Origin of the sequence: Leeuwenhoekiella sp. ZYFB001 (genome assembly GCF_011784865.1) — a bacterium.
GTDB classification, from domain to species: Bacteria; Bacteroidota; Bacteroidia; order Flavobacteriales; family Flavobacteriaceae; genus Leeuwenhoekiella; species Leeuwenhoekiella palythoae.
In genome coordinates, this window is the sequence record NZ_CP050460.1 from 2469199 (window position 1) to 2495790 (window position 26592).

23 protein-coding genes are annotated in these 26592 nt (G+C 38.2%); 1 reads left to right on the forward strand and 22 read right to left on the reverse strand.

Translation table 11 applies throughout. The features are described 5' to 3' along the window. Positions 1 to 159 precede the first annotated feature (159 nt). Positions 160 to 867 (forward strand): polysaccharide lyase, encoded by a 708-nt coding sequence (locus tag HCN54_RS10530; RefSeq protein ID WP_167597768.1) that lies wholly within the window; start codon positions 160 to 162, stop codon positions 865 to 867. A 157-nt stretch (positions 868 to 1024) separates the two neighbouring features. Here the strand turns inward: HCN54_RS10530 and HCN54_RS10535 are convergent, their stop codons facing one another. The 22 genes from HCN54_RS10535 to HCN54_RS10640 all read right to left on the reverse strand — a co-directional run bounded on the left by HCN54_RS10535 (position 1025) and on the right by HCN54_RS10640 (position 26592). Then, a complete protein-coding gene (locus HCN54_RS10535; RefSeq protein ID WP_167597769.1) occupies positions 1025 to 3400 on the reverse strand; it encodes a GumC family protein in 2376 nt (791 codons plus the stop codon). Between the two features lie 43 nt (positions 3401 to 3443). Further along, positions 3444 to 4241 (reverse strand): polysaccharide biosynthesis/export family protein, encoded by a 798-nt coding sequence (locus HCN54_RS10540; RefSeq protein WP_167597770.1) that lies wholly within the window; start codon positions 4239 to 4241, stop codon positions 3444 to 3446. Positions 4242 to 4298: 57 nt separating this feature from the next. After that, the gene (locus tag HCN54_RS10545) at positions 4299 to 5645 is read right to left on the reverse strand and encodes an exopolysaccharide biosynthesis polyprenyl glycosylphosphotransferase (RefSeq protein ID WP_167597771.1); all 1347 of its coding nucleotides are present in this window, start codon (positions 5643 to 5645) and stop codon (positions 4299 to 4301) included. Positions 5646 to 5727: 82 nt separating this feature from the next. Then, a complete protein-coding gene (locus HCN54_RS10550; RefSeq protein WP_167598888.1) occupies positions 5728 to 6684 on the reverse strand; it encodes a UDP-glucuronic acid decarboxylase family protein in 957 nt (318 codons plus the stop codon). Positions 6685 to 6693: 9 nt separating this feature from the next. Continuing rightward, positions 6694 to 7179, reverse strand: a complete 486-nt coding sequence (locus HCN54_RS10555; protein ID WP_167597772.1) for a glycosyltransferase — start codon at positions 7177 to 7179, stop codon at positions 6694 to 6696. Beyond that, entirely contained in the window at positions 7176 to 7634 is a 459-nt protein-coding gene (locus HCN54_RS10560) for a glycosyltransferase (RefSeq protein ID WP_167597773.1), read from the reverse strand. Before HCN54_RS10560 ends, HCN54_RS10555 begins: the two co-directional genes overlap by 4 nt. Then, positions 7631 to 8719, reverse strand: a complete 1089-nt coding sequence (locus tag HCN54_RS10565; RefSeq protein ID WP_167597774.1) for a glycosyltransferase family 4 protein — start codon at positions 8717 to 8719, stop codon at positions 7631 to 7633. The genes HCN54_RS10560 and HCN54_RS10565 overlap by 4 nt, the downstream gene beginning before the upstream one ends. 2 nt (positions 8720 to 8721) lie before the next feature. Beyond that, on the reverse strand, positions 8722 to 9201 hold the full coding sequence (locus tag HCN54_RS10570; RefSeq protein WP_167597775.1) for a serine O-acetyltransferase: 480 nt from the start codon (positions 9199 to 9201) through the stop codon (positions 8722 to 8724). Then, positions 9182 to 10234: a hypothetical protein gene (locus HCN54_RS10575; protein WP_167597776.1), complete on the reverse strand. Its 1053-nt coding sequence runs from the start codon at positions 10232 to 10234 to the stop codon at positions 9182 to 9184. Before HCN54_RS10575 ends, HCN54_RS10570 begins: the two co-directional genes overlap by 20 nt. Positions 10235 to 10649: 415 nt before the next feature. Next, positions 10650 to 11573, reverse strand: a complete 924-nt coding sequence (locus tag HCN54_RS10580) for a glycosyltransferase family 2 protein (protein WP_167597777.1) — start codon at positions 11571 to 11573, stop codon at positions 10650 to 10652. Between the two features lie 48 nt (positions 11574 to 11621). Continuing rightward, positions 11622 to 12497: a glycosyltransferase family 2 protein gene (locus HCN54_RS10585; protein WP_167597778.1), complete on the reverse strand. Its 876-nt coding sequence runs from the start codon at positions 12495 to 12497 to the stop codon at positions 11622 to 11624. An 11-nt stretch (positions 12498 to 12508) separates the two neighbouring features. After that, on the reverse strand, positions 12509 to 13687 hold the full coding sequence (locus HCN54_RS10590; RefSeq protein ID WP_167597779.1) for a polysaccharide pyruvyl transferase family protein: 1179 nt from the start codon (positions 13685 to 13687) through the stop codon (positions 12509 to 12511). Next, on the reverse strand, positions 13687 to 15213 hold the full coding sequence (locus HCN54_RS10595) for an oligosaccharide flippase family protein (RefSeq protein ID WP_167597780.1): 1527 nt from the start codon (positions 15211 to 15213) through the stop codon (positions 13687 to 13689). Before HCN54_RS10595 ends, HCN54_RS10590 begins: the two co-directional genes overlap by 1 nt. Positions 15214 to 15229: 16 nt before the next feature. Beyond that, positions 15230 to 15760: a dTDP-4-dehydrorhamnose 3,5-epimerase gene (rfbC, locus tag HCN54_RS10600; RefSeq protein ID WP_167597781.1), complete on the reverse strand. Its 531-nt coding sequence runs from the start codon at positions 15758 to 15760 to the stop codon at positions 15230 to 15232. 5 nt (positions 15761 to 15765) lie between these two features. Further along, positions 15766 to 16653, reverse strand: coding sequence for a glucose-1-phosphate thymidylyltransferase RfbA (rfbA, locus tag HCN54_RS10605; protein ID WP_167597782.1), 888 nt, complete (start codon positions 16651 to 16653; stop codon positions 15766 to 15768). Positions 16654 to 16663: 10 nt separating this feature from the next. Beyond that, on the reverse strand, positions 16664 to 17527 hold the full coding sequence (gene rfbD, locus HCN54_RS10610) for a dTDP-4-dehydrorhamnose reductase (RefSeq protein WP_167597783.1): 864 nt from the start codon (positions 17525 to 17527) through the stop codon (positions 16664 to 16666). 244 nt (positions 17528 to 17771) lie between these two features. Further along, a complete protein-coding gene (gene rfbB / locus HCN54_RS10615; protein WP_167598889.1) occupies positions 17772 to 18821 on the reverse strand; it encodes a dTDP-glucose 4,6-dehydratase in 1050 nt (349 codons plus the stop codon). A 1193-nt stretch (positions 18822 to 20014) separates the two neighbouring features. Next, positions 20015 to 21409 carry a nucleotide sugar dehydrogenase gene (locus tag HCN54_RS10620; protein WP_167597784.1) on the reverse strand — a complete coding sequence of 465 codons (1395 nt, stop codon included), beginning with the start codon at positions 21407 to 21409 and terminating at the stop codon, positions 20015 to 20017. 343 nt (positions 21410 to 21752) lie between these two features. Continuing rightward, positions 21753 to 23120, reverse strand: a complete 1368-nt coding sequence (locus tag HCN54_RS10625) for a capsule assembly Wzi family protein (RefSeq protein WP_167597785.1) — start codon at positions 23118 to 23120, stop codon at positions 21753 to 21755. Between the two features lie 326 nt (positions 23121 to 23446). Then, positions 23447 to 23923 carry a UpxY family transcription antiterminator gene (locus HCN54_RS10630; protein WP_167597786.1) on the reverse strand — a complete coding sequence of 159 codons (477 nt, stop codon included), beginning with the start codon at positions 23921 to 23923 and terminating at the stop codon, positions 23447 to 23449. A gap of 1671 nt (positions 23924 to 25594) precedes the next feature. Beyond that, positions 25595 to 25912 carry a rhodanese-like domain-containing protein gene (locus tag HCN54_RS10635; RefSeq protein ID WP_072980491.1) on the reverse strand — a complete coding sequence of 106 codons (318 nt, stop codon included), beginning with the start codon at positions 25910 to 25912 and terminating at the stop codon, positions 25595 to 25597. Positions 25913 to 25971: 59 nt separating this feature from the next. Continuing rightward, positions 25972 to 26592, reverse strand: coding sequence for a thioredoxin family protein (locus tag HCN54_RS10640; RefSeq protein ID WP_167597787.1), 621 nt, complete (start codon positions 26590 to 26592; stop codon positions 25972 to 25974).

Sequence of the window (26592 nt, forward strand, 5' to 3'; positions counted from 1 at the left end):
TTATAATGTACCTTTATGAAAAATTAAAAATTCTAGATTATCAAAAAAATATCATTTGTTAAAATTAGCTTTTTTGTAGGCATTTGTTTTACTAGTTGTAAAGCTCAGCGCACCTCAACTAATGAGGGCGCAAGATCCTTTAGAGATCAACAATCAATAATGCAATCGATTCAACAGGATTCCTCATCCGTCAAAATTAATTTTGTTGATGAGTTACCATTTTTAAGTTCTCAAAAGTTGATAAATGAATATGCACAAAAAGTAATACCTTTAAAAGTAGGTTCCAAATTGAACAACTCCCGCAATGTGCAGCGGTTTGAATTGAAATGGAACGATAATGCTGTATCAGGGGGAAAGCGATCTGAAATGGTATATAATTCCGTTACTGCTAAAGAACGATGGTACACTTTTAGCACATACCTTGAAGATTTTATTAGTGATTCTTATTCAGTGATAATTTTTCAGCTCCATGGTGTTCCCGATAAAAATGAAGCCTATAGGGAACCAAATATAGCTATAGCTATTCAGAACAACGAGTATTTTTTACGAGTCATTGGTGATCAAAATAGAATAACCGACAAGTCAAAAGTAACTACCAGATATGCTAAAAGTTTAGGATTAATTAAAGACAATACTTGGTCAAATTGGGTAATGCATATTAAATTAAGTTATGGAAAGGACGGCCTTCTTGAAGTTTGGAAGGACGGTAAATTAGTGCATCAAGAAATGGGGCCGAATTGTTATAATGACCGCTTTTTACCTTACTTAAAGTTTGGGTTATACATACCTGGATGGAAAGGTTTAAAGAAAGCCCCCTTAGCTGAAAATAGAGTTATATATTTTGATAATGTTATTATCAAGGAATAGTGTTGCTATCCATTTTAGATTAATTGCAAGGGTTTTTATTCTGTCGATTCAAAAAAAAATATTAAAGCTATTTATTACCTATACAGAAAAAGGAAAGGCACTATAAACAGTGCCTTTCCTTTTTCCAAAGATTTAATTATTTGGTAAACGCTAAGATCTAAAATGCTTTCTTAAAACGCTCCCACAAAGAAGCTTTTTCCTGTCCATAAGCATAGCCATATTTATTCCCATATCCAAAATTAGCCGTCTTAACATCATTGATTACAAAACTAATGTCATGCAATTTGCCATCATTCTGAGAATCTATAGCAAATTGCAACAAGCGTTTTTCGGTATATCCGGCTCGGGTTACATAAATGATCAAGTCGGCATACTGACTGATCAAAAACGTATCAGCCACCAACATCGAGGGTGCCGTATCTACGATCACATAATCAAACTGTTCCCGTAATTCGTCTAACATGCTACCAAACTTCTTTTGGCGCAACAATTCCGAAGGGTTAGGCGGTATACTCCCGGATAAGAACAACTTTAAATTCGGGTGGAATTTGGAATCATTGATCAAGGTATCTAAAGCATGATCATCATTCACGAGATAATCACTCACCCCTAAAAAGCTCTTCGATTCGGTATCATAGCGCTGCAGTTGCGGATTCCGTAAGTCAGCCCCAATGATCACCACCTTTTTCCCGGTATTGGCTAAGGTCATGGCTAAGTTGATACTGGTAAAGGTTTTCCCTTCCCCTTTGACTGTGGAGGTGGTATAAATACAATACCCTTTATCTTCGTTTTTTGCATTCACCAATAAATACTGCAGGTTGGTCGTCAAAATCCTAAAAGACTCGGCCAATACCGAACGGTCATTCTCTTCGATCAGATCACTTTCGCCTTTAGTAATTCGCGGTAATTCTCCAATGATTGGAATGCTTTTAGTAAGCTTTTCAATATCCTCCCGTCGTTCAATTTTATTATTGAGTAAACGTCGAATATAAAGGAAAATAAAAGGTACAGTGATACCTAATAAAAAAGCACCTACTAAAATTATTTTTGGTTTGGGCGATACAGGTGAATTCTGCGTATACGCGTGATCAACAATTTTGGCTTTGGGTGAAGTTGCCGCTAACGACAAAGAATTTTCCTCCCGCTTTTGTAATAAAAATAAATAAAGCGCCTCTTTAATATTCTGTTGTCGTGAAATATCTCTAAATCTGCGCTCTTTAGAAGGTACGTTTGAAATTTCAGATCCAATGATTCCAGTTTGTCGCCTAAGGCTGTTTAAGGTTAATTCAATATTGGATTTGGACTGTCTCAAGCTTGAAAGAATAATATCTTTAAGCTGTTTGATTTGCTCGTTTAATCGAACAACCGTAGGATTCTGTTCAGTAGCACCGCTAAGTATTCGATTGCGCTGCAAGATCAAATCATTGTAATTCTGTATCTGAGAATTTACAGCTTCACCTTGAAGTCCTAAATTTGCTGGTAAGGAACCTTTATCTCCTGCATTTCCTTCCAAATAAGAGATCATAGATGTTATAAGCGATTGCTGGGTTTGAAGCTCTTCTTCCCTGTTTCTATACTCGCTTGCATTTTCAATTATCATACTAGCTTCAGCCTCAATATCAGTTATATTGTTGGCTTCTTTAAATTCTTCCAAGCCAACTTCAACAGTATCCAACTCCCCACTAATAATCTGTAAACGCTCATCGATAAAGCGTGCCGTGCTCAAAGCTACCTCATTTTTATCTTCAATGGCCTCCTTATTATATTCAAAGATCAATTGATTCAGAATATCCTCTGCTTTTTGTTTCACTGGGCTTTCTAAATTAAACTCAAGCAAAGTAGCCTTATCCTCAATTAACTGAATATCGATAGACTGACGTATTTGATCAGCAACATGATCTATAGGTCTTACCTTAATGAGGACCCTATTTTTAATTATAGTTCCTTTAACCTCTTCTCTATTATCATTGATAACAAAAGAACCAAATGATAAATTAAAAACCTCTCCTATTCTAATTTTCTTATAAGTATTATTCTCCGGAAAATAGAGTTGTAATTCATCTTTAGTTTCTGTTTGCTCTACAGTAAATAAATTCATCTCTGAATTTAAAGCATCTGAAAGGGCATCTTCATCTAATCTTACTATTTGAATTAAAAATGGAGATTGCAGATACAACTCGTCCTCCTTCAATCCATCAACATCATAATATTCAACCTGTGCTTGAAGTGCTTCAATTGTATTAACCATCATACGTCTTGACTTAAGCAAACCAATCTCGTTTTCAATTTTATTGGTTCCCATACCGCCCAAAAGACTCAATTCACTAAAGGCTGCTGCATCTCCTCCAGCTTTTTGCCCATCTTCATCTTTAATTATTACACTTGCCACTGTATTATATACAGGAACACTCAATCTTAGGTATATTAACGCACCTGCTAAGGCAAATAATGCCCCAATTAAAAACCAGGGCCAATACCGTAAATATTTTTCAAGTTCCTCCCTTAAATGGAGTTCTTCGACTTCTTCGTTCATATGGTATAACTTTGTAAATAAAATCTAATGAATTAACGTCTAATTATCTTACAAATAGAACAACAAGCGAAATCAACACCGAAGCTACCGAAATAAATAATCCGCTATTCGGATTTAAACTTCCGGCTTGGCGTTGCGAATCGTTCAATTCTACATATAGCACATCATTTTGTTTTAAATAATAAAATTCAGAATTGACAATATCATTATTTGTAAGATCAAGATAAGCTTTAACAATCCGATCTTTTTCTTCCCGCATAACCAACACATTATCTCGGCGACCATAAATTTGCATATCTCCTGCCAACCCCAAGGCTTTAGGTATAGTAAGGTATTCATTTGTGATTGTATATGTGCCTGGCTGATTTACGGCTCCCAATACCGAAACTTGAAAATTAGATAAACGTACATTAATTATAGGGTCCTTCACATAAACAGCAATCATTTCTTTCAATTTTTGTGCTAGAGCGACTCTAGTCATACCCTGAACTTCGATGGTACCTAAAACAGGAAACTCAATATGACCATCTTTATCTACCAGATAGGTTTGAAGCTGTCCTGCACCTCCAACACGTACATTTCCACCAGTTATATTGCTTGAACCTACTATTGGCGGGTTGAATGGAAGAGCTGCTTCCTGTTCCAGAGCTGATACACTGATGGTAAGTTCATCGTTCGGCTGAATCGTGATATAATCCCTTGAGTTTTGCTCCAATCCTATCTGCGTAGGAATCTCAAGATCATCAGGTTCATAAAAATAGGTAGTGTCTTTACGAGAAACACAGGAACTCAAGCATAATAAGAAAATAATGCTAGCGTAGGTTGTACAATTGAAATTCATGAATAAATTTTGCTCAAAAATAAGATTATCTTTTAAAGGCGGAAGCGCTAAATGGTATTAGTAAGCTTTTTCTTCCCCTTGAATCGCATTCAATACGGTTTTAATAATGATCTTTACATCCAACCACAAACTCCATTTTTCTACATAGAAAATATCCAAACGGGTTCGGTTGATGATATCGGCTTGCTGTATGATCTCCCCGCGATACCCGCGTACTTGCGCCAAACCGGTGATCCCGGGTTTTACAAAGTGGCGTACCAAATATTTATCCACTGAGCTTTGGTATTTTTCGGTATGCACCTCCATATGCGGTCGAGGGCCTACCACACTCATATCCCCCAGCAACACATTAAAAAACTGTGGCAACTCATCAATACTGGTACGTCTTAAAATACGTCCCAATTTGGTCACCCGTTTATCATCCTTGGTCATCATCTTGGTATCCGCATCCGCCGTGGTGGCCATAGAGCGGAATTTATAACACCAAAATACCTTGCGGTTCACCCCGTGCCTACGTTGTTTAAAAAATAAGGGCTCGTTAGAATCAAAGCGTTGCAAAATATAGATCAACGGGCTCAACCAAGACAACACCCCTATAATTACCAAGAGTGCAAACACTAAATCAAAACTACGCTTCACGACTTTAGCAATAGGGGTTTCTAAGGGTAATTCGCGTAAGTTCAATACAGGTACATTATCATAGAGTTCGATGGTCATCGCCCGAGTAAAGATCTCCTTATTATCAGGCACGATCTTCAATTTGATCAGGTTATTATCGGCATAGGCCATCAAATTAAACAATTGGGGTTGCGACAAACGCGAAGCAATACAAAAGATCTGATGCACATCTTTTCGCTTAAAATAGGCAAAAGCTTCTTCCACTTTTCCTAAATAGGTAGGGCTTTTAGAATGCCCGTTATCAAAGTAGCCCAGATACCGATACCCCAAGTCCGGTTCATCAAACACCTTACGGATTTTCTTTAAATTACGGTCGCGGCCGATCACCACCACATTGACCGCATTCCCGCCAACTTCCCGGTATTTACCTCGGGCATAATAAAACAGGATGCGATACAATAGCAAACTTCCAAATAAGCACAGCAGTACATTGCGGTGATAGGCAATAGAATGAAGTGGTGTTTGACTCAGACTAAACCACGCAAAATAGCCCAAAGTAAACAGCAAATACAACTGAATGGGTTTATGAATATTGGTAAAGAAGCGTTCCTTACGTGAAGTTGGATAATAGTCGATCGCATAAGCACTCAACAACCACGTCGCATTAAAAAACAGCATTGAATTAATATCAAAATACAAGTTGGGTATTAACCAAGCAAGCATCCCATTCAACAGGCTTAAATGGATCAAAATACTAATGGGCACCACCAGTGCGGAACGTTTCATACGGCTAGGGATTCAACAGTGATAGGTTAGTTCAACGAATCTAACACAGGCACAAGTTAACTTTTTTTAAATAAGTACGACCTTACTTGATCTTTTTAGAGGACAATTGCTTTTCAAAATAAGCAATGGTATGACTTAAACCTTGCTGTATATCTACTTGCGGCTCCCAACCCTGTAGTAAAGTCTTGGCTTTGGAGATATCGGGCCGACGCTGTTGGGGGTCATCCTGAGGTAAAGGTTGAAACACCAGTTTGGAAGAAGAACCTGTTAGTTTTATAATCTCCTGAGCCAATTGCAACATGGTAAACTCCGCCGGATTCCCCAGGTTCACAGGACCCGTAATCGAGGCGTCGGTTTGCATCAAACCCACCAAACCATCAACCAGATCGTCTACATATTGAAAACTTCGGGTCTGACTTCCGTCGCCAAAAATAGATAATGGTTGCCCGCGCAAAGCTTGCACCACAAAGTTAGACACCACCCGACCGTCATTGATACTCATATGCGGGCCGTAGGTATTAAAAATCCGGGCGATCTTGATCGCAACTCCATTTTGAGTATGATAATCCATAAACAAAGTTTCTGCACAACGCTTGCCTTCGTCATAACAGGAACGCGGTCCTATAGGATTCACATGCCCCCAATAGGTTTCCGGTTGTGGATGCACTGCAGGGTCTCCATACACCTCCGAAGTACTGGCCTGTAAGATCTTTGCCTTAACCCGTTTGGCAAGCCCGAGCATGTTGATTGCTCCCATTACAGAAGTCTTAATGGTTTTGATGGGATTGTACTGGTAATGTACAGGGCTGGCAGGGCAAGCTAAATTGTAAATCTCATCCACCTCTGCATAAAAAGGTTCGGTGATATCATGCCGAATCAATTCAAAATACGGATTGGCCAATAGGTCCACAATATTTTCCTTGCTCCCCGTAAAATAATTATCCAAACAGAGCACTTCGTGACCTTCTTTAAGCAATTGCTTACACAGGTGGGATCCAATAAAACCTGCACCCCCGGTAACTAGAATACGTTTACGTATATCCAAATTTTAATTCAAATTTAAATCTCTTTTTAAAGAGGAAATTAAAGTTTCATCTGCAAAAGGCCGCAATTTACACAGAGGTTGAATGGTTTCTTGATCAAGCAATTTCTCTAAAAGAACACGGAGTTCTTCAATGTTAAATGCCACACGCACATAATTTAACTCATTCATTCTTTTGGCTGTCGCCATCTGATGCTCATTGCGATGCTCTCCTTTGGCTGCCGAACGAGGAATAACGATTAACACCTTTGAAGCGACCAAAGAAGAGATGATTGTTCCCATTCCAGCGTGACCAATAATTAATCGAGCTGTATTAAAATAGCGTTCAAAGAGTTCAGGTTCAATAAATGGAGTTAATTTAATATATTTAGGTTGATACGCTTTAACTGTCGCCTGTACTACAAGCTCTTCATCAATAGTTTGACTCCATTGATCTATAAAAGCAACTAACCTATCAAAGGGTTCTTGCGTCCCGGTAGTTACAAAAATCATAAGTTCTGATCTTTAGACAAGACACTTCCGGCATATTTAATTCTCCCTTGTGCCAAATTAGGCCATTGCGTGTAAACATGACTTACAAATTTACTAGCAATTTTCCCGCTCAAAGAAAGTTGCTCAACATTGGCAACACTATCTACCCAGATTGTTTTTTTTCCTAGTAGTCTGCCGCATAAAAGCGCAAGTAACCCGGGTGCTGCCCCGGTTGATATCAGAACATCCGGCTTTTCCCGTAAGATAATATTAAATAAAACTTTAATGCTTTTTAAAAGGCTTATTGGATTTTTTCTACTTCCATCGGGAATAGTGTAAAATTTAGAATGCGGTACAAAGGAAGCAAAAGATGCTTTGGTAGAGATAAAAACAACTTCACTACCTTCGAATAGTGGTTTTAATCTTAGGAGCTGTACCCAATGTCCTCCTACCGAAGCTATAGCTAAAAACTTCATACCACCCCTAAAATTTTGTTATATATATACTCTAGTTTTGGCATTACTTGTTTGGCGTAATGCGCTTGAACCATCTCTTGTGAAGCTTCACCATAAACTTGAATTAACTGAGGGTTATCTATAAATGTTTTTAAAGAAGCATCAATTTCACGAGTATTACCGGGATTTACCAAAATTCCATTCACTTTTGGTTTTACAATCTCAGGTATCCCACCTGCATAGGTGCTAATTATAGGTTTTGAGTACGACATAGCCTCTAATACCGAAAGCGGCAAGCCTTCATTATAAGAAGGTAAAATATAGATATCTGTTTCTTTTAAAAGCTGTACCTTTTTCACACCTGATACCCAACCTTCAAATTTTACAACTTTTTCAAGATTATTTTCAATTATAAAGGCTTCCAGACGTTCTATTTCTCCATTCCCACCCACAGTTAGTAGAATTTTATCTTGGTAAAAAGATCTATTATCAGCCAAGACTTGCAATAAATCAAAAATTCCTTTGCGCGTACCCACTGCACCTAAAAATAAAACTTTAAGAGGCGATGTAGGAGGCAATGTGTTTAAGGTATGATCTATGGGATCATCAACAATATTTTCAAGCACAAATAACTTTTTAGGGGTAAAGTTTGTTGTAAAAAAATGTTCCCAACTTTTAGAAAGACATATGATGGCAGTAGTATTGTTAAAAAAATCTTTTAGAATCCATCGTATAATACTAGGACTCTGTTTATAAAAAACCTCCATCTCAGATGCATGACAATGAAAAACAACCTTTCTTTTTAATATACGTTGACACAAATTAAATAAAACATATTTGCGAATTACACTTCCTTTTGCGGCACCGTGTATATGCACTATTTGAATTTCAGGGTTTTGTATCAGCCGTTTAGACAATAAATAAGTAGCTTTTAAGAAATTCCAAATAATGGTTATTTTATTTGTTGTAACTCCATAAGTGCAAACATAATTAAAAACCTCAAAATGTTTAGAATAGCGTTCAATCACTCCTCCAATTCCTCCACGATGATCTTTATATTGAGACCCTACAGTAATTACTTGCCGTGCCGTAGTCTGTCGTATCATAGTTATAATCGTTTCAGAATTTTAGCAGGCACCCCACCCACAACACAATTATCAGGCACATCATTTAACACAACAGCTCCTGCCGCAACGATCACATTGTTACCAATATTAACACTTCCGAGTATACAACTATGCGCTCCCATTTCTACATTGTTACCAATATTAGGACTATCTCCACCCTCCTTTGCATTACCTATGGTCACTGTCTGTCTCAATTTAAAACCAGTTCCTATGACCGTATTTTTATTTACTACTATGCCCTGAAGATGATACACAACAAAATCTTTGCCTATGCTGACAGAAGCCGGTACTTCAAAACCTATCAACCATTCAAATAGAGCTTTATAAAAAATAAGATATGGATAAAATAATAGTTTTACAATTTTACCATGATTATAAGCAAAACTAGCTAATCTAAAGCAGAATGTTACAACTTTACCTTTGGTGTTATTAGTATTGGCTTTATAATCTTGAAAAAGCATCACTAAAATGTTTTTCTGTTAATCCCAACCCAATAAAGAAATACATAAAGTGCATAGGCATTGGTGTTTCAAATGTTTGATCTAAAAATGATACCACTATATTAGTTAGAACTGAAAATAAAATAATCTTTGATAAAGTATTATTCTTCAATTGAATCGAATTCTTAATACATTGAAATAAAAATAAAAAGAAAAGAAAAAAACCAACAATCCCGAATTCAACAAATAAAGCGCAAATCGAATTAAATGGATTTCCTAAAACTGCACTTCTAAAATTACTGGACTCTGCATATTCCTCTGTAAAAAGACCACTTATATAGTCTTTTGTAAACCTACTGGAAGAAGGAGGGATAAAACCTGGAAGTTGCACTGTATTGTCCTTTTTATACATGACATCATAAGCCAGTGCATTTGCCGCACGGGTACCATTAGTGCCTGGGCCAGTACCAAAAACATATTGAGTAAAGGGACGAGTATCTAAAGAAAAGGTATACTGGTAATACCTAGACTTCGCGTCATAGCGCCCCGAGATATAATCCCCATATTTTGACTCAACGCGCTGCGTGAAATCTGACACATAATTTAGTGCGAATACACTTAAAGTAGCAGCTGAAACTATAAAAAGCGATTTCGTTATAAGGCTCTTATTGATGAAAAACCGGTTTATCAACCAAGTACATATAGAAACTAAAAGTAGAGCATATAAATGTGTTTTGGAATCATTAAGCACCATCATAACAATAAAAAAAACTAGTATAATGATAATTTTCAAATTACCCCTCTTAAAGTCTATTAAAAATGGAAGAACACTGAAAATCATAAGTATAGATAAATCTGTTGGATCTCCAGTTGTACCAACAACTACATCTCCTAATGTTGGCCTTTTCAGAATTGCTCCTATCCCCGTAGGTATAGCCTGAAGTAACAGAGCAATAATTGCTTGCGCTATTGCGATGTGTAAGATTTGTTGAAATATATATTCCTTTGAATAATTTGTCTTGTTTAATTTACCTAAGAATAATAAAACCCCCATAGGTGACAAAAAGGTGACAAAAAATAGAGGGAAGGAGAGTAAGCTATAATTATAAAACAGCTGTACGATATAAGAAAGAAATAGGTACCCTATAAACAATAACAGTAATCGACTAATTTTTAAGACATAAATATTTTGAAACGTTTTTTTAGTTAGAATAAGGTGTATAACTAAAATTAGGCTATAGGCATAAAAATAGATCTCACTACCTAAACATAAAGAGTACACTCCTGCAATTAAGAAAAAGTTATACTTTTTTTGTGCCAAAAAGTATAAAACACTGGATACAAACAGAGGTAAAATCAGAACGACTTGGTCTACCAAAAAAATAGCCAAGAAGAGAACTAGGTGTATGAATAAGGTCTTTATCTTAACCACGCCAAATTTTATTTATAGTGAATGTAAATTATAATCACTAAGACTTATTTGATGTGGTTTTGGCAAAAATTTCGGTCATATACTTTCTATGCGTGCCAAATGGTTTCTTAAAGGTATAATAGTTCAACAGGTAAGTGAAGCAAGCGATATATTTTTTAGGACTTAACATTTTTACTTTTAATGAGCTTAGAATAAGTTTGAACATCTCATTAGCTTCTCCGTTTAGGGCGTATAAGACAGCCTGAGAACGGTATAAATGTGACTTAAAATAACCTTGTAACGTTAAGTTATCTTCTGTAAGTTTTTCAATTTTTTTCACAAACTTCGTACTCGCCTGTTTGATCTTATTCAAATTCGGAATATTATGACCATCCACATCTACTAGCACCTTGTTCACGTGAGCAAACAGATATTCCTTATAAATACGCGCCATGAGTTCATAATCTTGATAACGAATTAGATCTTCATCCCAAAGACCCACTTTATCAAATACACTCCTTCGTATAAAAAGGGTTGAACTGGCTCCAAAACGATGTTGATGCGTCAAAAAAGCCTCAAACAAATCTCCTTCTTGACCATTTAGAAAAGTATTTTGTTCAACCTTCCAGCCACAATAGCAACCTGCCCAAGTTTCATCTAAAGTTTGCATTCGTTCATATTGCAGGAACAGCTTATCTTTCAACCAAATATCATCATCGTCTAAAAAAGCTATGTACTTACCTTTAGCATTCACTACACCTGTATTACGAGCGCCATTCCCCCCCTTTGTACGTTCATTTTTCAAATATAATACTCGATGATCACCTATTAACGCGATCTCTTGTTCAATATTGAATTCATTTTCTTGATCATCATCTATAACAAGAATTTCAAAATCTTTATAGCTTTGATTTAAAACCGAGAGAATGGCACGCTTTATTTGCGAGGGTCTTTTATAAGTTGGAATAATTACAGATGTCATATGATTTCTATGATTTTCAATATGCCTATACCACGTTGTAAGTAATACCTATATGCCTTGAATTTTATTCTCTTTGCGCCTTTTTAAAATTTTTCTAAAATTGGAAAATATAAAATAGTTAAGACTATAAACTTGCTTCCAGAATGAATAATTCCAGTATTTTCTATATCTAATCAATAGTCTAAAAGAAAAATGTAAAAAACTACCTATACAATGCACTAGACTAAAATTAATATTTGTTAGTATAGCAATTCCTGACCGATACATTTGATTTATTTTTTTTTCAATATCAAATTTTCGATCTTCTCTATCATGATAAGCGACTACATCATTAGCTATACCAATCTTCATATCGTGGTACCTAACTCTATTACAATAATCATTATCTTCCCCGTAATGTGCAAATATAGGATCAAACATTCCTACCTTAGAAATACAATGTCTAGTGATTAACCAGTGCGCAGCCATAACAAAATTTACTGCAACTAATGGTTCTTTGTGTGAAGTAGAATCGATTGTTTCTATAATATTCTTAAAATTATAATCATACTTAGTTCCAATCCCGTTTAATTGAATCGGACTCAAAATTCCATAATCTATATTCCTTTTTGATAATACTATAAGTTCGCGAATGGTTGAAATTTCAACATATGCATCTTGGTTAAGAAGATAAATATACTCAGCCCCACTATTAATTGCATGTGCAATTCCAATATTGTTTGCTTTTCCAAAACCTAGGTTCTCACCAGTACTAAATACTTTCGCTCTTTCATAATTACTTCGGATTATATCTAAAGTGTTGTCATTAGAATCATTATCTATGATAATTACATCAACTGGTATATCTGATTCATAGACACTCTTTAAACAATTATCTATCCATTTAGCACCATTAAAAGTTACAATTATTACACTTACAATCACCTTATACTTCCTTAGTCAATTAAATCGATTATTTGAGATATATGTTGATAATATAAATCCTTCTCTTTATCTGAATGCATTTTAATCTCATCACTAGGTACTTGCAAGCATTTATTAGCATAATCGTAAAAGTTATTACAATCTTGAATTTGATCAAGTCCACTCAATCCCCATGTTTCAACATATCCTTTTAACTTAACTTGAGATTTGTTTAAACCTACATAAGGAACTCCAAAACTCATAGCTGTAATAATACCATGAAGACTGGTACCAATATAAAGTGAAGAATTAGCAATAAGCCACATAATTTCCATTACGCTAGGAAGATCTACTAAATGCACGTTATTAACGTTATTATCATTCAATTTATCATAAATCTCCTTTAAGGGGATGTGATCTTCGTGCCCTCCAGCAGTTCCTATAGGACAAAGAACTATTGATAAAGATTTTACTTTGCTAAGATGTTTTATTTGCGCTACTATATCATCTATAGCATTTTCATGTTTATATTTTGAAACTTGGAGAAATACATAATTACCAAGATTTTTTAAATGCTTTCTAACAACATTTTCAGCAAAAAATTTCTCATTATTATAGACATCTGACATTATTATTGCACTATCCGGGACCAACCTACATTCAACCTGATGTTTTCGTAAGATATCATAACTATAAGTTTCTCTTACTGCTACATAGGTTGATTTTTTTAATCTATTTATAACTTCTAGATTAGGTGACGCTCCCCCAACGGAATTATAAAAAATATTGACCTGATTTGTAAATATAGTCGAATCCAAGACGTATGGGAACTCCCTCTCACTCCCCATTAACTTCATTGCAATTGGTATCCGTCTAAATAACTTTCTAAATAAATCGTATTGCCTAAAAAAATTATATCTCGGCGAAATATATGAATAGAGGTTATCCCATCTTGCAGCTAAACATTCTCCTCCAGCTACAATAACATTGCTAATTTGCGCTTGATTTATTTCTTCATACATTTCTTTAAAATTCCCTGAAAGCACGCCTCCTTTATCTCGTAAATCTGCCTTTACCAATGAATACTTCTTAAATTCTAAATCATTCCTATTACTCACTTTATTGAATGCATATTCAATCATATAAGGAAATAGCAAATCACCATAATTAAATCTATCAAATGGACCGAATACAATTATCTCTTTTTTCATCAAAACAGTTTGGATTTTACTTTGGTAATAATATTATTTAAGATTTTCATTTCATTAGCATTAAGGCCTACAAGATAAATAGTACAGACATTAAATATTAAAGAACATAATACACTGAATATGAAATCGTATTTAAATTCTAATAAATAATATAAAATAGCATTAATCATAACTACAATAGCAACGACATAAACTTCTTTAAGAACAACCACATTTAAATAAACCCTCACAGGTAAATTAAGTTTATAATGGGCAAATAGCACTCTTAAAACACAAGCCAAGAATTCTATAATAATATAACTTAAGATTACAACATATGGTGGTAGTTCAAAAAAATATAAAATAGCGTAAGCAATGGGAAGATTCATGATTAAAGTTCCACCAACAATTATTTGATAAAGCTTTATCTCACCATAAGCTTGCATAGCCGATTGAAGACCTATGGTTAACTGATTCATCATTGCTCCAATTAGAATAAGTTGACAAAAAATAGCCGTATTAGGTGGGACAGTTTTTAACCAAAAAAGCAAAATATCATTAATTTGAAATATTATTGGTAAAGCAAATATGGCTAAAAGATAAAATCCAAATTTACTCGCCATCATGGATAAGCGTAACATTCGTTCTCGGTCACCAGCTCCTTCGCTTTTCATAATTTGCGGATTTAACGCCCGTAACATGGTTCTCGAAAAAAATTGTAATTGAGCATTGATTTGATTCGCAATCCCATAAGCTGCATTGACCACTGTACCAAAAAACAAGTTTAGGATTAAGGCTAACCCTTGATTACGTCCCATTCCACATAGGGCTCCAAATAAATTCCACCCTGCAAAACCCGCCAGTTCCTTTATAAAACCGCGTTCAGGTTTCATCACCCCTTTAAACGTGCATTCAGGGTATTTTTTAAAACAGAATATACTATACAAGCCAAAACTCACCACCACAATACTTGCGGTTAAAATCCCATATACCACCAAGCGGTCGGAACTCAAGGTATATAAAAATAACGCAATACCCAGCTTAAGTAGAGTTTCTACAATATTCACAAAAGCTACCCAGAGCATATTTTCATGAGCTATCAATAAGCCATTAAAAGGCACGGTAATCACCGTAAAAAAAACCGTTACAGCCATATAGTGATAGATAACACGAGCACTATGAATGCGATCTGCAGGAATGTTTAAAAAGCTGTCAAATAAAAACAAACCGGCCAGTTCCAATCCTAGAACTATGAGGATCCCTATGGCTATATGCAAAAAGAAACTATTGGTAAACACTTCCTTTTGCTTTTGAAGATCTTTTCTCCCTTGGTGAAAGGATAAATACCGCTGCGAAGAAGTAGCCATTGCGGTATTTAAAAAAGAAAGCATAACGATAATACCGGCAATCAAATTATAGATCCCATAATCAGTACTTCCTAAGGCATTCAGGACCAAACGTGTGGAGTACAGGGTGATCCCCATAGTCAACAGCATACGTCCATATAGAATTAGGGTATTGGCCGCTACCCGATTGGCTGCATTCAAAATCTAAAGTTACGTTCTAAAAAAAATCTAAAATTTTATCTTTATCAGATACCTCCACCTTGCCTTCTGGAATACCCCATTCAATAGCTAATCTTGGGTCATTATACACAATGCCCCCTTCAGAAGCTTTGTGGTAATAATTATCACATTTATAAGCAAAGACTGCAGTTTTGCTCAATACTGCAAACCCATGACCAAAGCCTCGAGGCACAAAGAGTTGTTTGTGATTCGCTGCGGTAAGCTTTACCGCCAAGTGCTGCCCGTAGGTTTCTGAATCTTCACGTAAATCTACAGCAACATCCAGCACTTCTCCCGCCAATACCCGAACGAGTTTGGCTTGGGCGTGTTCGCCCTGTTGAAAATGGATCCCACGGATTACGCCATATTGAGAAAAAGACTGGTTATCCTGTACAAAATTTACGTTTTGCCCTATGAGCTCTTCAAAAGCCTTTTGATTAAAACTTTCAAAAAAATAGCCGCGATCGTCTTTAAAAACCCGCGGCTCTATAATATAGCAGCCCTTTAATGCTGTTTCTGTTGCTTGCATAAATCTTAGCGTTTCTTTTTTTTCGCAGCCAAGCGCAATAGGTATTGGCCGTATTCATTCTTCTTTAAAGATTGTGCCAATTCTTCTAGGCGTTCGCGGCTTAAATAACCCTTTTCAAAAGCGATTTCCTCAAGACAGGCTACTTTTAAGCCTTGTCGCTTTTCTATCGTTTCAATAAAATTAGCGGCTTCAAGCAAAGACTCATGAGTTCCGGTATCTAACCACGCATAACCCCGCCCCATCAATTCTACTTTAAGACTCCCCCCTTCTAAATACGCTTGATTCACACTCGTGATCTCTAACTCCCCGCGCGCACTGGGTTTGATCCCCTTAGCGATCTCAACAACCGAATTGGGGTAAAAATACAAACCTACCACCGCATAATTACTCTTGGGCGCTTGCGGTTTTTCCTCAATAGAGATCACCGTACCTGCCGCGTCAAACTCCGCTACCCCGTAGCGTTCGGGATCTTGCACATAATACCCAAAAACCGTCGCCTTTTGAGCATCGGTAACATTCTTTACCGCTGCGCCGAGCAACTCGGTAAGTCCATGCCCATAAAAAATATTATCACCCAGAATCAAACACACATCATCAGTGCCAATGAATTCCTCCCCGATAATAAAGGCTTGTGCCAGACCGTCAGGGCTTGGCTGCTCGGCATAGCTTAACTGAATCCCAAAATCAGACCCATCGCCTAAAAGCTGCTGAAAATTAGGCAGATCTTGAGGCGTAGAGATGATCAACACCTCTTCGATCCCCGCCAACATCAATACAGACAAGGGATAATAGATCATCGGTTTGTCATAAACCGGCATCAACTGCTTCGAAATTGAACGGGTTAAGGGGTACAATCGGGTACCGGAGCCTCCGGCTAAAATAATTCCTTTCATTATAAATGCTTTAGATAGTACTGAGCTGTTGTAAACAACGTTGCAAACTAACAGTATAGTTAGAAATAGCAACCTTATAATTTTTTTGGATTTTCTCTGTATTCAGTAAAGAGTAGGCAGGTCGCTGTGCAGGAGTTGGGTAGGCCTTGGTAGGAATCCCGTTGAGGTCACATGTTAAACCGGCCAGTTCCTTAATAGCTTGGGCAAATTCAAACCAACTAATTCGACCGCTGTTGGAATAATGATAAATTCCATTTTGCCAATGTTCTGTTGCAATGATTTTTAAGATTACCTCAGCCAGATCTCTTGCATAAGTAGGGCTCCCGATCTGGTCATTTACAATGTTTAAAGAATCGCGCTCCTGCATCAACCGCAGCATGGTTTTCACAAAATTAGATCCAAAAGCCGAATATACCCAAGCGGTACGAATGATGATTATTTCAGGGCAAGCAGCGATCGCAGCCTCCTCCCCGGCGCGCTTGGTACTTCCATACACACTTTGAGGATTGGTATTATCATTTTCTAAATAGGGGATCTCAGATTTCCCATCAAATACATAATCCGTAGAAACATGCAGCAACTTTACTTGATGCTGCGCACTCCACTTTGCTATTGTAGCTACAGCAAGCTGATTGATTTGTTTTGCTTGTTCAGGTTCTGATTCTGCCTTATCGACTGCGGTATAGGCCGCACAGTTGATGATATAATCAGGTGTGGTTTGATCTAAATAGGCAAGCATAAGTTCATCCTGCTCCAGATCAAAGGTCTTTCGTGTTACAAAATCGAATACCAGATCAGGATAAGACGATGCCAACACCTGCAATTCCTGTCCCAATTGTCCATTAGCGCCGGTTACTAAAATGCGTTTACCCATAAATCATTATCGTATTTTAAAGTATTCTGATTTTTAAATAGATACTAGTTGATACTTCGCGGCTGCCCTCGAAATAATAAACTAAGGTCAGTTCGAGTGACCCCGTTATTTATCGGGATTTCAGCGCCTTATCGCGATAAAATAATATAGATACCCTTATCGCATTATTAATAGCCCGTAGCTGACACCCTTTTCGGTCCCGAAGCTTCGGGAGCTAAAGGGGTCGGGAATGAGAGGCTCTACCCTACTCCTCGTATTGCTTACTATAATACTCTTGATACGCCCCACTGGTGACGCGAGCCAACCACTCGGGATTATCAAAATACCAATCTATGGTTTGCTTTAACCCTTCTTCAAAAGTTACAGAAGGCTCCCAACCCAATTCATTTTTGATTTTAGTGGCATCAATAGCATACCGTAAATCATGTCCCGGGCGGTCTTTTACAAAGGTGATCAGACGTTCAGAAGTGCCTTCTTCCCTACCGAGCTTTTGATCCATCTGCGTGCAGAGTAATTTGACCAGATCAATATTCTTCCACTCGTTAAAACCACCAATGTTGTAGGTTTCCGCATCAACTCCTTTATGAAATACAAGATCAATGGCACGTGCATGGTCAATTACGTACAACCAATCACGGGTATACTTACCATCTCCATAAACCGGCAAAGGTTTATTATGAATGATGTTGTTCAAGAACAGCGGGATCAGCTTTTCCGGAAAATGGTTGGGGCCGTAATTATTAGAGCAATTCGTGATCACATAAGGCAAGCCGTAGGTTTCTCCGTAAGCGCGCACAAAATGATCAGAGCTTGCTTTAGAAGCAGAATATGGGGAATTGGGATCGTAGGAGGTGGTTTCGGTAAATAAACCCTCGGTTCCTAAAGCCCCATAAACTTCATCGGTACTCACGTGATAAAAGCGTTTCCCTTCATAAGCACCTTCCCAGATCGCTTTAGCAGCATTTAATAGATTCATCGTTCCTATAACATTCGTTTTAACAAAAGCCAAAGGATCTTTAATAGAACGATCTACGTGTGATTCTGCGGCCAAGTGTACCACCCCATCAAATTTATGTTCGTTGAACAGTGCTTCTACAAAAGCAGCTTCTGTGATATCGCCCTTGATAAAATGATAATTAGCTTGATTTTCGATATCTGCTATATTCTCTAAATTCCCTGCGTAAGTCAAGGCATCCAAGTTGTAGATTTCGTAATTAGGATAATTCAATACAAAGCGGCGTACCACATGCGAACCGATAAACCCGGCTCCGCCGGTAATAAGAATTTTCATAATATGAATAGTTAAAAAAGGCGTTAAGACCTCGTTTAGCACTTATAGTTTAGTTACAGTGTTTTTCATTAATACAGTACCGTTTTTATCATTTTAAAACTTCTTGTCAGTTCGAGCGCAGTCGAGAACTCCAAGCAATACAAATCCCGATTAATCCAATATTGCCTCTAAAAACCGCTTCTCGATACAAATCAAACTCCTTTAACACTCCGCTTAATTCACTTGAAGTGACAAACTAGGTCAGTTCGAGTGATGTTAGAGCGCCCAAGCGCGAAAACATAGTATCGAGAACTCCAGCGCTAATCCTAAATTGAACAGCTTTACTTGTAATCCTTCTCGATACAAACTAAGCTCCTTTATCACTCCACTTGATTCACTCGAAGTGACAAACTAGGTCAGTTCGAGTGATGTTAGAGCGCCCAAGCGCGAAAACATAGTATCGAGAACTCCAGCGCTAGTCCTAAATTGAACAGCTTTACTTGTAATCCTTCTCGATACAAACTAAGCTCCTTTAACACTCCGCTTAATTCACTCGAAGTGACAAACTAGGTCAGTTCGAGTGATGTTAGAGCGCACAAGCGCGAAAACAGTGTATCGAGAACTCTAATCCAATACAAATCCCGATTAATCCAATATTGCCTCTCAAAGAAGCTTCTTGATACAAATTTAACTTCATTAACACTCCGCTTAATCCACTCGATGTGACAAACTAGGTCAGTTCGAGTGATGTTAGAGCGCCCAAGCGCGAAAACATAGTATCGAGAACTCTAATCCAATACAAATTCCGATTAAACTAAGACCATTACTCCAAATCCTTCTCAATACAAACTAAGCTCCTTTAACACTCCGCTTAATTCATTTGATGTAACAAGTACCAGTTGCACAAAAAGGTACTAAAACTAATGCTATTTAGAAAGCATTTTACGGCCTATAGAAAAGGACTCGTAAAATTTGAAATGAGATCTTCGTGAAATTTCCTTTTGTTTGACCCAGAGGGGAGTTAAGGAAATTTAGAAGGCGAATGATAAATTTAGAGTCGTTTTCTTAAGCCTAGCGTTTTTTGGTTCTTTTTTTGACAATGCAAAAAAGAACAAATGCCTGTTATAATCCTGTCTAAGAAAAGTTCGTAGAGCATGAAAATTCTCAGTTACTTCTCACCATAGCTTACCTAGAGCTTAAAGCCATTGCAAGCCATCTTAACTCCCTATCGCATAAAACTCAAATCCTAGATCCGTCAACACCTCTTTATCCAGCAAGCGGCGTCCATCAAATAAAAATGCCGGTTTAAGCATGTGTGTATAGATCGCTTCCCAATCTAAGGTTTTAAATTCATCCCACTCGGTCATCACGGCGACCGCGTGTGCTTCTGTACACGCAGCTTCTGCGGTATTCACCACAGTGATCAGCTTACGGTTATCTTCTTCGGAACGCGTCCCCAGATAATCCAGATCAGCCAGGATCTGTTCTTGAGTTACCTTAGGATCATACACTACGATCTCCGCTTGCTCATTCAGCAAATAGTCAGCTACATAGATGGCTGCAGATTCACGGGTATCGTTCGTATCTTTTTTAAACGCCCAGCCCAAAAGTGCTATTTTCTTTCCGGAAACCGTATTGAACAAGGTCTTAACGATCTTGGCGGCAAAACGGCGTTTTTGATGATCATTCATCAAAATCACCTGCTCCCAATAATCAGCCACTTCATTCAAACCAAAAGACTTTGCGATATACACCAAATTCAAAATATCCTTTTGAAAACATGAGCCTCCAAAGCCTACAGAAGCTTTTAAGAATTTAGAGCCAATCCGGCTGTCCATCCCAATAGCTTTAGCCACCTCCTGCACATCGGCTTCCGTCACTTCACAGAGTTCAGACATCGCATTGATGCTCGATACCCGTTGGGCCAAAAAGGCATTCGCCGTCAATTTAGAAAGTTCGGAAGACCATACGTTGGTGGTTAAAATATTATCAGGCGTCACCCAGTGCGCATACACGTCCACTAAGGCTTGAATGGCTTCACGCCCGCTTTCCGTATCCACATCGCCCCCAATCAACACACGATCGGGCTTATGCAAATCGGTTACTGCAGTACCTTCTGCTAAAAATTCAGGATTTGACAGGATCTGAAAGTTCACGCCATTCCCGGTATTATCCAAAATACGCTTTAAGGCTTCGGCCGTACGTACGGGTAAGGTAGATTTCTCAACAATGATCTTATCATTCTTCGCTACCCGTGCGATTTGCCGTGCACACAACTCAATATACTTCAGATCAGCAGCCATGCCTTTACCCATTCCGTAGGTTTTGGTAGGCGTATTCACCGAAATAAAGATCATATCGGCTGCATCGATCGCTGCATCTACATCAGTTGAAAAAAATAGGTTACGCCCTCGCGCCTCAGCCACCACCTCAGAAAGCCCCGGTTCATAGATCGGAATTTGTTCCACATCCGGGTCATTCCAGGCTGCAATACGTTTCTCGTTAATATCTACCACCGTCACGTTTATTTCCGGTGATTTTTGGGCGATGATCGCCATTGTAGGCCCGCCTACATACCCGGCGCCAATACAACAGATGTTTTTAACTTTCATTAGAAGTACATTTTTTTTCATTTCCGCGAAGGCGGAAAACCTTATTTATTTCATTCCCCTGAAGAAGGGAATCTTTAATTTTTAAACTTTATTTTCCATTCCCTTGCAGAAGGGAATCTCGTACTTTAAACTTTATTTGTCTATTTCCGCCCTTCGACTATCGCTCAGAATAAACTCCGGCGGGAAAAAATTATTTTGTCCGTTTCCGCGAAGGCGAAAAAACATTATTTTGACTGTTTCCGCGAAGGCGGAAACCTCACACGTCGAACCTATAGTTGTCTATTTCCGCGAAGGCGGAAACCTCCATAATATTAGTTTACATCCTTTTATAAAAGGAAATCGTTCACAGTTTAAATCGATACTGATACCCCAAGCCCACACCTAGGGTGTTCTGCGTTCGGTCACTCCAATCGAGGCCTAAAGTTCCGGTAAAAACGCCAAAAGTGGTAGTATAACGCAACTCCCCGTAACTGTAAAGCGCGTGTTCACGGGAGTTGTACGGAAAATTATACGTTCCTAAATTGGTCGCATAACTGATTTTTCCGCGGTACTGCCAATTCCCATAACTTCCGGTTGCTCCTAAGTGCACCACATAACTACGGTCGTTATAATTTTCAGCATCATAAGCTCCCGGTAAAATAAAAGGCAAACCTATCACCCTGCGGTCATACGTCCAGCCCGATCTATAGGTAAAGTTGTAGAAATATCGATCTCCTTCTTTTCCATAAATTCCAGCAACCGGTCGGCCGCTTTGCGATACGGTTTGTACATATTCCAGGTCTATTGCATCCAACCAAGAAATGCCTTCGGGTTCTAAATAAGCCCCCCACACCCCATCGGGAAAATTATTCAACTCGATCCCCGAGGCATCTTCAAAAAGATTTTGATGATAGAGTTTCAGATAGTAGGTTGGGCGAGTAAATTCATACGCGAGTTCATACGAACCCAAACCATTTCCTAAACTGTTGATTTGATCACCTCCACTCGCCTCGGCCCCTCCAGAACTTCCAAAAAAAACACGTACATAATCTGAAAAGGCATCAGGTTGTTCCCCATACACCGGTGAGGTCCCACCGAATTGCACATAATGCTTCATACTTCCACTCAGGCGGTCTCCGGGACTGAATACCAAGGCCAGCTCTAGGCTCTTATGGTGCACTTGCGCATTTCGCACATAACGATCTTCTTCTAAAAAGTAATGCCCAAAGGTTGCCGAGGCCTCCAACCATTTGAATACTTTTAAGGGTTTCAACATACGGATATAGACCCCGGGCAAAGCCCTTGCATTATTACTCCATACAATATCGCCATCTACGCTCGAGATTCCGTTGAGTTTACGCTCCCGGTGTTTTAACCCCGCATTGGCTTCTATCCACTTCCAGGTGTAGGTAGCATAAAGCTCATCGGCCTTAACCCCATCATAGATTCCGTCATTAGCCAAAAGCCCCCCGCCAATTTCAAGACGATTGTTTTCGTTAAAGCGAGTCGCATAGGCCACCTGCGCTAATCCCAAAACACTAGTCTCTGCATCCAGTCGCCCATATTGGTTGCTGTACATCCAGAACGGATTTTCCGATCCGGTTGCCGCAAGTCCACGCCCGCTGATCGACAACTGCAGCCCATCAAGCTCTTGCGCTTGCTCCTGTGCCTGCATAATCGCAAAACCACCAAAAAGGATCAAGACCAACACCAATTTATTCACCCTACCCATGCTCTCGTTTAGAACTTCTTCAATTTTTTTTATTCAAATATTTCTTGCCTTTAAGTCTATATTCTTTTCTCTCTAATCTTCTAAGTAGAACACCTCAGACAATCAGAGAAAAAGTCAACCTATAGACAACAAGCTTAACGCTAAAGTTTGGTGAATTCCATGGCTCCGCCGCGTCACTCCCATTTTTCTAATGAAAAGCAACCTGCCTCAACAACAAACTTTATTAAGCAACGCTACCAAGCACTAAAAGCTTTAGCGGTACTCATAAAAAGACCTCCCTAAAAAGGAGGCTATACGCGCTAACGGTTCGCAGCGCTATATCGTATTTAATTGACCAAATCTTTTAAACGGGCCTCCACAATGACACCCAAACTTTTAATGGCCATTTTTAACTTTTTACGTCCCACCTCCTGCACCACACCTTTTTGTCCTTTAAAATGACCACTGGCAATTTTTACTTCGGTTCCGGGCTGGTAGGCGCGTACACGCACCTCAGTCACTGCATCATCAGACAGCCAGTTTTGAATGGCTGCGATCTCTTCATTGCGCACAATGGCGGGCTTCCCTAACCAAAACAAATAACGCACGACTCCATGCACCGCAAACACCTGCTGGCGATCCGTGGAATTTAAACGAACAAAAACATAGGATTTAAAAAGCGGAACACGTATTTTTTTCTTACGATCACTCCAAACACGCACCTCTTCCAGTGTAGGACAAAAGACTTCAACCCCTATTTTTTCAAGCGCCGAAGCCACTTTTTTTTCTGTTTGTGGTTTAACGTATAACACGTACCAATTCATGCAAATCGTTTCTTTTAGCGTTACAAAATTTAGGGGATTTTCTAACATCTAGGTTGGCGAAAATAAGTAAATCTACCAGTTAAACAAGGGTAATTTAGTATTTAATTTTAAACAAAAATTAAGAAAAATCGCTCAAAGTCAGAAGAAAAACGTTATCGACAACAGCTTCAAGGCTTTAAAATTTACGGAATTAACCTAACCTGAAATTCAAAATACAAATGTAGAAATACAAAATACAACACCCAGTCATTTCGACCAGCGGGAGAAATCACATCTGCTTGGCAATTCTACATATGTTCTCATCTCCAACTCTTAAAGCAAAAGACAGTACACGACGATGAGTTTATCGTTTTGGATTATAAAATCTAAATATACACCCGATAAGAAACGGAAATCAGAAATACGAAATTATAAATACAAATTAACGGTTGGCAATAGCAGCAGCCAGTTTGCAGTTTTCTGTTTACAGTATTAAATATCGATACCCGAAGGGTCTAGCTTTCTTTTGGTCAGTATAGCAAGGGCATCCCGTTAAAAATTTCTTAAACCTTACAAGAAATTTAGGGTTGCACTTCCGCTTATCACCGTCAATTCTAAATAATAGTGTTTTTCAGAAAATCCGAACTAAGAATACTATGCTTTAGAATTCTTTTTCTTCAGTATAGCGAGAAGGCTCCGTTCAGAATTTTTGAAGCCTTGGAGAAAATTTAGGAGCCTTTTTGCGATTTTGCCTGATAAGGCAAAAATACCTAAGAAAAAGTGTCTTTTCTTTTGATTCGTTTTCTTTGGACAAGCAAAGAAAATGAATGAACAACATTTTAAAAAAAACATTACTCAAACCGAGATTAGGAGGTTCACGAGCTCCCGAAAAATAAAAACCACGCGAGCTAAACCGAGAATACAAGGTTAACGAGCTTCCCTAAAAATAAAAGTCACGCGAATATAGAACTACAGAAATAACCTCAAAGACTTCTCGATATAATTGAATCCCTGCTACCGCAGGTTTTCAATCACTCGAAGTGACATTACCTATTCCCGAAGGGGAGTACAAAACAAGATCCCTCGGTTCAGAATAGACGCAGGGCGTTCCGAAGGACAGGAACGATAGCGACGCGGAACGAACAAGACGGTTTTCGCCTAAGCGAAAAATTCCTAAACGAGGGGCTCTTTTCTTTTGTTACTTTTCTCCTGCATCCGACGACCGCAGGGAGAGGAATGCATAGGCAAATCGACGCTAGGAGATTCACGAGCTCTCGTGGAATAGAAATCTTGCGAGTAAAGAAAAGTAAAGAATATAACACCTAAGTAAAATTACTCAATCCGACATTTGGAGATTTACGAGCTCCCGCAAAATAATCATCATGCGAGTAAAGAAAATGAATAAACAACATTTTAAAGTAAACATTACTCAAACCGAGGATCCGAGGTTAACGAGCTCCCGTAACATAGAAATCAATCAATTAAAGAAAAGTAAAAATCATCAATCAAAAATCAGAAACAATAAATAAAGAACCTTCACACCAATCCCATAACATATCAAATCATTGAGCAAAGCCACTATACGACCATACTACATTTGAAATAAAAAAAATCCCCGAATGAAGTTTCGAGGATTTTTGGTATTTATAAAAAGTTGAATCTATTTAAGGATGACTCACTACCAGAAATGACCTATTCCTGATACGTCGTTTCTCCGTCCCACTCCATAAATCCTCCAAGTAGATTGTAGGTATTTTCAAAGCCCAGCTGATCCATCAGTTGTGCTGCTTGCCCGCTTCGGTTTCCGGAACGACAATAGATATAATAATTTTTCGACTTGTCAAGTTCGTTTACTTTATCAATAAATCCTTGACCTTCATAAATATCGATATGATGTGAATTGGGGATGATGCCCTCATCTACTTCATTTTGTGTACGTACATCGAGAATAAAAGCATTATCATCTTCAGCGATTTGCGCTTCCCATTCTTCCTGAGTTATATTTTTCATCGTAAATTTTTTAGTATAAAAATCAAAAATAAGGCATTGCTCAAGCTTTTCCAACGGCATTATGCCTTAATAGCGCAACCAATCGCCTTAGTCGTTTCAGGGGTTACCGAAGTATCATTCAGCAAAGCTTCCACAGCATCAGCCACAAAGGCTTGTGTAACAGAAGCGGCATCCCGCACACTGTCATCGACAGCCCCAATATACCGCACGATCAATGCATCTTCTTCCTTTTGAAGAACATAAACATGTGGTGTTTTGGTCGCCCCGTATGTGGCATAAACCTCGTGATTGGCGTCATACAGATATGGATATGTAACACCCAAGTCCTTAGCAACTTTTTGCATTTCAGCATAACTTTCGCCGGATTTCACCGCAGGGTTATTCGGGTTGATCGCGATCACGGGATAGCCTTTAGGTTTAAAGGTGGCATCTAAAGCCTGAATACGCTCTTGATTGGCAATGGCAAACGGACATGTATTGCACGTAAATACAACGATAAATCCTTTGGCTTCGTCAAAATCAGAAAGCGAAATGAGTTCGCCTGACACATCTTTCAACCTAAAATCAGATGCATGATCACCAATGTCGTAACCCGATTTAAATTGATTAAAGCCGGCGATTCCCAGCGCAGAAACGACCAGGACCAGCGTAAGTACTATTAAGACTTTTAAAGATTTCAT